General features: G+C 65.6%; 3 protein-coding genes. All 3 read right to left on the bottom strand.

Annotated elements, in window-relative coordinates; genetic code table 11:
• The coding region (locus tag G3N97_RS38110; RefSeq protein WP_205997897.1) for a DUF3348 family protein at positions 1 to 341 on the bottom strand (341 nt) is incomplete at its 3' end.
• A gap of 453 nt (positions 342 to 794) precedes the next feature.
• Positions 795 to 1,646 carry a carbohydrate ABC transporter permease gene (locus G3N97_RS38105; RefSeq protein ID WP_205997896.1) on the bottom strand — a complete coding sequence of 284 codons (852 nt, stop codon included), beginning with the start codon at positions 1,644 to 1,646 and terminating at the stop codon, positions 795 to 797.
• Between the two features lie 24 nt (positions 1,647 to 1,670).
• The coding region (locus tag G3N97_RS38100; RefSeq protein WP_205997895.1) for a sugar ABC transporter permease at positions 1,671 to 2,587 on the bottom strand (917 nt) is incomplete at its 5' end.

Genomic DNA, 2,587 nt, shown 5'->3' with positions numbered 1-2,587 from the left:
GCCTGTGCGAGCGCCGCGCCGCGCAGCGCGCGCCTGGCGGGCGCGAGCAGGGCGTCGCAGGCAATCGCCTTCGAGAGCGCGGAACGCAGTTCGAGACCACGCTGCGCCTCGTCGGCGCCATTCGTGCGCGCGCCCGCTGCCGCCGCCATGCTCGCGGCAGGCGCGGACAACACCGTCGAGAGCGCGATCGCGTCGGTCCAGCCGAGCCATTGGCTCAGCCGGTCCGCGAGCGGCTGCTCCGACGCGAGCACCTCGGTTTCACCGAGGCGCGCCAGAATGCGAACGAGGGCCGGACCGCTTAGCGACGTGCGCTTAGCCGGACCTTGCGGGGGAGGGACCATACCACAACAGGCAAAAAAGGCAGCAGTTTACACGGCGGCGCACCGGGCTTCGCGGTTTTGCGCGTGGGCGCGCGGCGAACAATGCGCCGGCGCGCGCTAAGCTGCTGTTTTTGCGGGCTTTCGGCGCTGTCAAGTCCGTAAAGTCCGGAGCGTGGTTGGGGCGTGCGGGAAGTGGGGGCGGGTGAGATCGGGCGGTCGGCGCGGTTGCTGTCTGGCGGGCACTGATGGACGACCGGAAACTGAGCAAGGTAGCGCGCAAGCTGAGCCTCGATGCCGATGAGGTCGACGTCAACAGCGCAAGCATCGGCGAAATGCCGATCAAATCCCGCCACCGAAAGCTCGACGTGGATATCGAACCGCTCGTCGAGCGGATCGAGGCCAACGCTTTCCGGGAGTTGCCGCGTACACGCGCCGCCCGCTCCCGTCACAACTCACCCCGCATTCACCCCGCATTCACCCCTTCGTCGCCCCGAACGTCAGCCCCGCGACGAAGTGCTTCTGCATCGCGAAGAACATCGCCACCGAAGGCAGCGCCGCGAGGATCGAGCCCGCCGACACCAGATTCCACGCCGTCGTCCATTGTCCCTTGAGCGCGGCCACGCCCACGGTGATCGGCGCGGCGTCGTCGCCTTGCGTGAGACACAGCGCCCAGAAGTAGTCGTTCCACACGAACGTGAACACCAGAATGCCGAGCGCCGCGAGCGCCGGGCGGATCAGCGGCAGGATGATGCGGAAGAACACGGTCCATTCGTTCGCGCCTTCGATGCGCGCCGCCTCCACCAGTTCGAACGGCAACTGCTTGATGAAGTTGCGCAGGAACAGCGCGCAAAAGCCGGTCTGAAACGACAGGTGAAACAGAATCAGGCCGCCCACGCTGTTATAGAGGCCGAGCTTGAGCGTGAGGTCGCGCACCGGAATCATCAGCACCTGGATCGGCACGAAATTGCCCGCCACGAAGGTCGCGAACAACGCCGAATTGCCCGGAAAGCGATAGATCGCGAGCGCGAAACCGGCCATCGCCGCGAGCGCGATCGCGCAGACCACCGAAGGCACGGTGATCAGCACGCTGTTCCAGAAGTAATGGAGCATCGGCGAGGTGGTGAGCGCTTCGCGATAGTTGTCGAACATCGCGAAGTGGCGCGGCCAGCCCCAGTAATTGCCTTCGTTGAGTTCGTCGGTGGAACGCACGGACGTCACCAGCACGGCGAGCATCGGCAGCAGCCAGATCACGAGCGCGACCGGCAGCGAGAGCTTGTAGAGCCGGCGCGGCGCGGGCTTCCATTTGTCGACGGGAATCGGAAACATGAGCGTGTCCTCGGTTTGGCTCGATCAGTGCTCGTTCTTCAGCAGACGGCGCAGGTGATAGACGATGTAGAGCAGCATGATCGCGAACAGCACGACGGCGATCGCGGCGGAATAGCCGAGCCGGTAATACTTGATGGCCTGGTCGTACATGTAGTACGCGAGCACCGTCGAGCTTTCGAACGGGCCGCCGCCCGTCATCACGGAGATCAGGTCGAAGCTGCGCAGCGCACCGATGATCGTCACCACCACGGCCATGAAGGTCGTCGGGCGCAGTTGCGGCAGGATCACGTGCCACAGCAGCGACCAGCCCTTCGCGCCTTCCATGCGCGCGGCTTCGATCTGCTCGCTGTTGAGCGTCGTGAGGCCGGTGAGGTAGAGGATCATGCAGTACGCGGTCTGCGGCCAGAGCGCCGCGAAGATGATGCCCGGCGTGGCGTAGTGCGGATCGCCCAGCACCGGAATGCCGTGGCCGAGCAGCAGCGCGAGCAGGCCGAAGGTCGGATCGTAGAACCACGAATACACGAGCCCGACCACCACGCCCGAGAGCACGAAGGGCGCGAAGAACAGCGACTTGACGATGCGGATGCCCGGCACCGCCTGGTTCAGATAGAGCGCGATGGCGAGACCCATCGGCGGCGCGAGCAGAAAGAGCGCGAGCCAGATGACATTGTTTTTCAGCGCGGTGTAGAAAGTGGGTGCGTGAAAGAGTTCGATGTAATTGGCGAGGCCGACGAAACTCGCGTCGCTCATGCCGTCCCAGTTGTAGAACGAGAGGCGGATGGTCGAGAGAATCGGCCAGACCACGTAGATCGCGACCATGATGCAGGCGGGCGCGAGAAAGAGGCAGGCGGCGCGGCGCTGGCGGCGCGCGGTGGGCGAGATGCGCCGGTTCGGGCGGCCGGCGGCGGGCGCGGTGCGCGGCGCGTTCGAGTGGCCGTCGC

This window comes from Paraburkholderia sp. Ac-20347 (assembly GCF_017104805.1).
GTDB classification, from domain to species: Bacteria; Pseudomonadota; Gammaproteobacteria; order Burkholderiales; family Burkholderiaceae; genus Paraburkholderia; species Paraburkholderia tropica.
This window is presented reverse-complemented; position numbering and strand designations above follow the sequence as displayed.

Coding starts and splice junctions, on each gene's coding strand:
- G3N97_RS38105 (WP_205997896.1), bottom strand. CDS start 1,646: ATGTTTCCGATTCCCGTCGACAAATGGAAGCCCGCGCCGCGCCGGCTC.